Here is a 7,071-nt window from a genome sequence, read left to right as displayed (position 1 = left end):
CGTCCGAACGGCTGGAGGACCCCACGATGGCGCAGTTTCCCACCTCGGCGATAGCGGCGGCCGGCCTGGTCGGCGGCTACGCCACGGCCCGCTGGACCGGCGTACGCCCGCTCGGCGGCGTGATCCTCGCGGCCGCCGGCACCGTCGCGGCCCGCGAATGGCACCGCCGCACGACCCCAACGACCACGGCCCTCCTCAGCACGGCCTACGTCGCCGCGTTCGCGGGATCGCACCCCCTGGCGAAGAAGATCGGCGCCTGGCCGGCGGTCTTCACGGCGGCGGCCGCGGTGGCCGCGGCCACCTACGCGGCGGCGGACCGCTAGGTGTACTGCCCCGGGAGGTTGTGGACGGGTGATGGAGGTGTTGGCTGAGGCGTCTTGAACGGGTGAGGGCCTTTCAGGTTCGGTGTGTCGCAGGCAAACCACCCGCCAGCCGCGTCCCCAACCTCACAGGGCAATAGAGCTAGGCCACTCCTGTTGCCAGGCCGTTCCGGCGGCCGAAGCCCGAGGTCCGGCTCTCGCCGCACAGCCGAGCCGGCCTCTCCGCCCGTGGCATGGCGAACGGAACCGGACCTGCCCTTGTGCAGCTCTAAGGGATCGGCCAAACGTTCCCTGCCCACTCCCACCGACGGCTGGCAAGCCAACCGGCTTCACTTCGGAGCTACTTGGATGCGGCTGACAGCAGAAAACCGACATCCTGGTGCCGGCCCGCAGTTTGAAGGGCGGAGGTGATGTTCAGAATGGCTTGTCTGTCGGCTCGCTCGCTTACGCCGGCGAGAACGGATTCCGCGGCTTCGTGCAACCCGGCTTCCCTGCATGAGGCCACCGCTTCGACAATCTGCCGCGCGCTCAGCGTCTTACCCGCGCGCCACAAAAGGAAGCCGGCGTCTCGGTGCCTGCCTTCGGCAAGGAAGTGAGTCACTGTCTCGAGTTCCGTCCATGTTGCGCTTGAGAGTCCCGTGCGCGGCCGGTCCCCCTCTCCAGGGGGGACCGGCACCTTGCTCTCTGGCGGGACGGCGCGCGCTGCGGCGCGGGAGTGAGCCCTTGAGCGGGTGGTGAGGCGATGGGCGCGGGAGCGCAACCGGCGAGTACCGCGGTCCGGTGTCAGCGTGGAAGCCGGCGGATCACCGGCAGATCCACCTGAGGGCTGCACGCTGGCTGAGTGTGACAGGCAGTCGCAGTGCTGAATCCTGGCGCGGCGCCGCAGCTCCAGCAGCTCCGCAAGCGTGCAGGGCAGTTCCGTTCCCTGCTCTGAGGCATCGGCCTGCACAGCGGTGAAGAAGGCGCCGAGCAGCGATTCCTCCGGTATCCGGCCACCGTTGAGGTGGTTGGAGAGGCTGGAAGCCACGAGGAATGCCTGAGCGGCGATCTCAGCCTGCGTTCGGTTCGTGCACTCGCGCAGCCTGCGAAGCATGTCTACGAACCTCCGGTGGTCCTCGGGCAGGGTGGGAAGTTCCTTCCACCTGGTCTTGCGCGGCACCGTCTCTCCAATCATGCCGGGCTTCTTCATGAGCCGAAGTCTTGCTGCATCCAAGGCGGTTGGGGAAGCTCGGAGCGTTTCCTCTGACCTCGATACCGGACTGACGCTGGCTTCTGGGCACGCGCGTCGGCAAGAGTTGAGACATCCGCTGAAGCTGCCGGTGGGGGTATCCGTCCCCGGACCAAGCTGAGCAGCTCCTGTATGACCGGATTTAGGAGACACTCGATGGGTCTTCCGTCATGGACGGATCAGAAGCTCGGCACGATGAAGCGCGCGGCGCTGTGGCTCGTCGCTGTGGTGGGGGAGGGAAATGCCTTCACCAAGGAAGACGTGAAGGCTGCGTTTCCCGGCGTGAGCCAGGCCGACCGCCGGGTGCGCGATCTGCGCGACTTCGGCTGGCGGATCGACACCCATCGCGAGGACGTCACCCTGGGACAGCACGAGCAGCGTTTCGTGGCCCCGGGGGAACCGGTCTGGGAGCCCGGCAAGGGTACGAAGCCGGGGAGTTCGATCACGGACACCCAGCGGCGCGAGGTGCTCGCCCGGGATGGACACCACTGCCGGTCGTGCGGAATTACGCCCGGTGAGACGTTCGCAGGTACGTACGAGTCGGCTCAGCTCGATATTGCGCGGCGCTCGGTGCTGCTGCCTGATGGGGGCAGCCGGGTAGAACTCGTAGCCGAATGCAACCGTTGCCGGGTTGGTGGCCGGGGCCTGACCGCCGACTTGAAGTCCGTCCTTGACCGGCTGGGCCGGCTGGGAGCCTTGGAACGCAAGACGATTTCCGACTGGCTCGTCGCGGAGAGCCGCGAGTTCGCGGAGGTAGAGCGGCTGTGGGCAGACATCCGCACCTTGCCGGCTGATGCCCGGGACACGGTCCGCGAAGCCCTGGCGCTGCCGCCGGTGTAACGCCGGACAACACACGGCTGGGGGTCGCGCGCGACTCCCGGCCCCGCCCATTCCATACCTACACACTCCTAGCTGGAGGCAACACACCGTGAGCATGGACTTTGGCCGGCCGCCCCGTGCCGCTGAGAACCAGGAACTGGTTGAGAAGCGGCTTCTGGAGGCTGCCGCTGGCCAGGGACTTCAAGAGACCCTGACCATTGAGTGGCGGACCAAGCCGATGGTCATCCAGGTCATCGACATGCCCATTGACCAGGTGTACTTCAATCCTTCTACGCACCGGATCCGAGCGCAGCGCAGCTTCGACCCCGACCGCGACCAGTTGCTCACGGATGATGCATGGAGTGAGGAAAGCCAGGACTACCTCCGTCACCTGCTGCAGGCGCTGCCTTCGAACCCGGGGAAGCGTGATGGTGACTTCGAAGACTTGAAATCCAGCCTTAAGGAGTACCGTCAGAACGAGCCGGGTCTCATCACCCGGGACGGCATCCTCGTCAACGGCAACACCCGTGTGGCAGCCCTCCGTGAACTCGGTGTGCCCAGTGTGCGCGTGGGCGTATTGCCCGAGACCTGTACATGGTCCGACATCAACTCGGTCGAGCTATCGCTTCAGCTTCGTCATGACACCCGCCGACCGTACTCCTACATCAACCGGCTCCTCACCATTGAAGAGCAAGTCGGCAACGGCAGGCCGCTCGCGGATATTGCGAAGGAGTTCCGGATCAGGCCCGAAACAGCCAAGCAGGACCAGTGGGTGCTGACTACGCTGCGGGACTTGGTGAACCGCTCCAATACGGGGGAGGTTCAGCTCAAGCTGATGGATTTTGAGGATCATCAGGAGAAGCTGCGTGAGCTCCACCGGGCCTTTACCAAGGAGTCCAAGCAGAACCCGGGGAAGGCTGATCTGCTCAAGGAGAACAAGCTCGCTCTGATCGTCCTTGAATTCTCCAAGACGGATGTGCGGCTCGCCGACGTGGACTTCAGGGCGCGCTACCTGCACCGTCACCTTCCGGAGCAGCTCAAGCAGACTCCCGCAGCACCGGTTGTGCGTGTCATCCCGGGCCTGAACCGGAGCGTGGGAGCCGAGAGCCCCCAGGTGGCTGCCGCCAAGGCGTTCACCAATGCGTTGCTGCAGGCCAAAGCCGTAGAGAGGGCTGCCGGGGCAGTGCCCCGCGAGCAGGCAGATGAAGCGGCCGCCATCTGGAAGCAGGCAAAGGAAGCGGTTGAGGAGGCACTGGTGCCGGCGGGCAAGGACGCCCGCGTGCGCAAGCGCAAGCAGGCAGCCCCAGACCGGCTGCACGACGCCGTCCAGGACATTGACCAGTGCATTACGGACCTGGCACTGGCCCGCGCCTCGCGCAGTCTGGACGAGGAGAGTCTTGATGAGGCGGTACTGACCTTGAAGGCGAGCTTGCTCAAGCTGGCACGGGAGACCTCGCGCAGCGTTGAGGAACCCGGTGACGGTGTGGCATGGCTGCTCGCCGTGATGCGGGAGGAGGCGGAGTGAGCGAGGTGACGGAACCGTCGCTCCGGCTTGGCTTCGATGTATCGCGTACCAAGGCAGTGCTCCAGGCAGCTGCGCCGTATGGCACCGAGCTGACGCATCTGGCAGCAGGCTTTCCGGAAAGCGTACGGGTCGGGCTGCTCATGGTTGAAGTTCCGCTCGACGGATTCCTTACAGGCCTCGACGTTTTGTCGGACTGGCCGGCCGCGGAGTCCGTCCGCTGGGACGGTGATCTCCTTGCGCTGGTCAGCGATGTGCTTGATGACGCGGACCAGGCGGAGGAATACCTGGTCCGGGGAGCAGCCGAGTCCGATGTTGTTCCAGGTGATGAATCCGTCATGACGGCCCTGGGCCCGGATTGGCAAGCCAATCTGACGTCTTTTCAGGTCCGGGACATCCGCCGCCTTCTATCCATGCGTCATGGTGCGAACTTCAGTGTTCCTGGTGCAGGCAAGACCAGGGTTGGCCTGGCTGTCTACGCGGCGATGAAGGAGCGCGGGCTGGCGCGGCGCCTCTTGGTCGTGAGTCCCAAGTCCGCCTACGAGTCGTGGTTGTCGGAGAGCCGCGAGTGCTTCGGTTCGCCCCCGGCCGTCCGGATCATGGGCGGGCTGCCGGATCCGCACGCAGAGATTCTGGTGGTCAATTACGAGCGGCTGGACCGTTCGCTTGCCGGGCTGGCTGACTGGCTGCGTGCGGTGCCCTCGATGGTCATCCTGGATGAGGCACACAGGATGAAGCTCGGAGCACAGGGAACGTACGGCAGCGCGTGCATGGCGCTGGGCCCGCTCAGCCGCCGCCGCCTGATCCTTACAGGCACGCCGGCTCCGAACGGAGCGCGCGATCTGGAGAATCTGCTGTCGTTTGTCTGGCCCGGCCATGGGCGCCGCGTCGTCACGCAGGCTGTGGCGGGCGGCGATCTCGCACGTGCCAGTTCGGTACTGCGGCCGCTTTTCACTCGCACGACCAAGAGCGAACTGGGTCTGCCGCCGTTCCAGCCAGTGATCCGGACGGTTGAGCTGGATGGTCTTCACCGAGAGATCTACGACGCACTGGTCGGGCGCTACACTGCCCGGGCTGAAGCGTCAAGAGATGACTTCGACGCTCTGGGCAGGGCAATGCTGCGGCTTCTGATGGCTGCGACGAGTCCTGCCCTGCTGGTGGAAGGCAGCAGCCGATACGAACCTCTCAGCTTCCAGGTGCCACCCCTGGAGGCAGCAGAGGATGAGTCTCTGTTCACGCTGCTGCAAAGGCTTCCCCAGCATGAAATGCCGCCGAAGTATCAGGCTGTGCGGGACATCGTTTCCCAGAACGTGGCAGCAGGGCGCAAGACCCTGGTGTGGTCGACCTTTGTCCGGAACATTACGAGCCTTGAGCGGCTGCTCAGCGTCTACCAGCCTGCCGTCGTCCACGGGGGGACGCTGGACCGCGACGAGCAGATCAGACGCTTCCGGGAAGACCCGGACTGCTGCGTCCTGATCTCTAATCCGGCCACCCTGGGAGAAGGCATCAGCCTCCACCGTGAATGTCACGACGCCGTCTACGTCGACCGTGACTTCATGGCCGGACGCTTCCTGCAGAGCCTCGACCGGATCCACCGGCTGGGGCTGGAACCGGGTACTGAGACGCGCGTCACGGTGCTCGCCTCCGGTGGGACCATTGATGAGGTGGTGACACTCCGCTTGGCCGAGAAGCTTGAGTTCATGGGCGCCATCCTGGACGACCCCGCCGTGCGGCAGCTGGGCGACCTGCAGGAGGAGCGGCCTGTAGCAGCGGGGATGGACGAGGCCGATATGCGGGCGCTGCTGCGTCACATGGGAGCTGCCAGGGTGTGACGAGGGCATCGTGTGAGAGCTCTGGGCTGGGGGGTCAGTGCGTCAGCATGGACCGAAGTGCCGCCGGTGTCGGTGGCAGGTGCGACACTTGCCTGTCTGCATCTGCCACACCAGGAGGACTCGATGGGAGCCGGCGATCACACGCTGACCTCGATTGAGATTTGCGCGGGAGCCGGGGGGCAGGCCATCGGCCTCCACCAGGCGGGTTTCAGTCACCTCGCGCTCGTCGAGATCGACCAGCACGCAGCGGCGACACTGCGCCGCAACGTCGAGGATCGTGACGGCTGGCAATTCGAGCGTGACTATTGCGACGTCATTCAAGATGACGTGAATGATTTTAAGCCCATGGTTAACCTTAAGAAGCCGATCAAATATTTTGAGCGGCCCTTGCGTCGGGGCGAGCTCAGTCTCCTGGCTGGCGGTGTTCCCTGCCCTCCTTTCTCGCATGCCGGCAAGCAACTGGGCAAGGATGACGAGCGTGACCTGTTCCCGCGCATGCTTGACCTCGTAGATGAACTTCTGCCGCATGCGGTCATGATCGAAAATGTTCGCGGAATCAAGGACGACAAGTTCGAGGAGTATCGAACCTGGGTCGAAGCCCGCCTGCAAGGCGGCGATGCGATTGATCCCCTGACCGGTGTTGAGAAAACCTACAAGGGCGCCGGTTACAAGGTGTGTGGATGGCGGGTCCTGGAAGCGAGTACGTTCGGCGTTCCCCAGCTGCGCCCGCGCGCAATTCTCGTGGCAATCCATAAGGATGTCCTGGGCGGCCAAGAATTCCAGTGGCCTGCCCCGCAAAAGGAGATCCGGACCGTCCGGGACGAGCTGGACGAGACGATGGCAGCCAGGTACCAGCCCTTCCTGAAGCAGGGCGGGGAGAGCAGGCGCAAGGCTGAGGAGGCCCTCAAGCGCTGGCGGAGCAAGAGCGGCGGCATCGCGCCTACCCTCGTCGGCGGTTCGAAGAAGCACGGGGGTGCGGATCTGGGGCCCAGCCGCGCCAAGGCGGCGTGGAGGCACCTAGGCGTCGACGCTCTGGGCGTCGCCAACTCGCCCGCGGAGTGCGAAAAGAAGCAGAGCGAAGACCGTGACCTGTTCCGGCCTGACGGCCCGATGCTCACCGTCCAGCAAGCCGCGATCATTCAGGGCTTTCCACCGGAGTGGGACTTCGAAGGCGACTCGGAGCGGGAGAAGACTCCGGGCAAGACGGCTCAGTACCGGCAGGTCGGGAATGCCTTTCCGCCGCCCGTGGCACAGGCGGTTGGCGAAGCGATCGCGAAGGTTCTCCGTGCAGCCGGGCCGATGACTATCGGCGAGCCGGAGGACGGCATCTAGCCTTCCGCCGTCCGGGAG

Annotated in this window: 6 protein-coding genes; 5 read left to right on the top strand and 1 reads right to left on the bottom strand. The window is 65.1% G+C overall.

Annotation, left to right across the window (positions count from 1 at the left end):
• The first annotated feature begins 26 nt into the window (after positions 1–26).
• Positions 27–323: a hypothetical protein gene (locus ACWGIU_RS24520; RefSeq protein WP_453709117.1), complete on the top strand. Its 297-nt coding sequence runs from the start codon at positions 27–29 to the stop codon at positions 321–323.
• A gap of 337 nt (positions 324–660) precedes the next feature.
• Here ACWGIU_RS24520 and ACWGIU_RS24515 read toward each other — a convergent pair whose 3' ends face one another.
• Positions 661–1,509 carry a hypothetical protein gene (locus ACWGIU_RS24515; RefSeq protein ID WP_453709115.1) on the bottom strand — a complete coding sequence of 283 codons (849 nt, stop codon included), beginning with the start codon at positions 1,507–1,509 and terminating at the stop codon, positions 661–663.
• Positions 1,510–1,704: 195 nt separating this feature from the next.
• On the opposite strand from ACWGIU_RS24515, the gene ACWGIU_RS24510 reads away from it, so the two are divergent.
• The 4 genes from ACWGIU_RS24510 (at position 1,705) to ACWGIU_RS24495 (ending at position 7,053) form a co-directional block, all read left to right on the top strand.
• Complete coding sequence (locus tag ACWGIU_RS24510; RefSeq protein WP_453709114.1) at positions 1,705–2,388, top strand: hypothetical protein; 684 nt, start codon at positions 1,705–1,707, stop codon at positions 2,386–2,388.
• Between the two features lie 88 nt (positions 2,389–2,476).
• Entirely contained in the window at positions 2,477–3,892 is a 1,416-nt protein-coding gene (locus ACWGIU_RS24505) for a transcriptional regulator (RefSeq protein WP_453709112.1), read from the top strand.
• Positions 3,889–5,721, top strand: coding sequence for a DEAD/DEAH box helicase (locus ACWGIU_RS24500; RefSeq protein WP_453709110.1), 1,833 nt, complete (start codon positions 3,889–3,891; stop codon positions 5,719–5,721). Before ACWGIU_RS24505 ends, ACWGIU_RS24500 begins: the two co-directional genes overlap by 4 nt.
• A gap of 123 nt (positions 5,722–5,844) precedes the next feature.
• The gene (locus ACWGIU_RS24495; protein WP_453709108.1) at positions 5,845–7,053 is read left to right on the top strand and encodes a DNA cytosine methyltransferase; all 1,209 of its coding nucleotides are present in this window, start codon (positions 5,845–5,847) and stop codon (positions 7,051–7,053) included.
• Positions 7,054–7,071 lie beyond the last annotated feature (18 nt).

Source organism: Streptomyces sp. NPDC054840 (assembly GCF_053611065.1).
The sequence above is the reverse complement of the archived record's forward strand: the minus strand, read 5'-3'. Positions and strand labels throughout refer to the sequence as shown.

Bases quoted from the DNA above. Each gene is read 5' to 3' on its own strand.
- ACWGIU_RS24520 (WP_453709117.1), top strand. From the start codon at position 27: ATGGCGCAGTTTCCCACCTCGGCGATAGCGGCGGCCGGCCTGGTCGGC.
- ACWGIU_RS24515 (WP_453709115.1), bottom strand. From the start codon at position 1,509: ATGAAGAAGCCCGGCATGATTGGAGAGACGGTGCCGCGCAAGACCAGG.
- ACWGIU_RS24510 (WP_453709114.1), top strand. From the start codon at position 1,705: ATGGGTCTTCCGTCATGGACGGATCAGAAGCTCGGCACGATGAAGCGC.
- ACWGIU_RS24495 (WP_453709108.1), top strand. From the start codon at position 5,845: ATGGGAGCCGGCGATCACACGCTGACCTCGATTGAGATTTGCGCGGGA.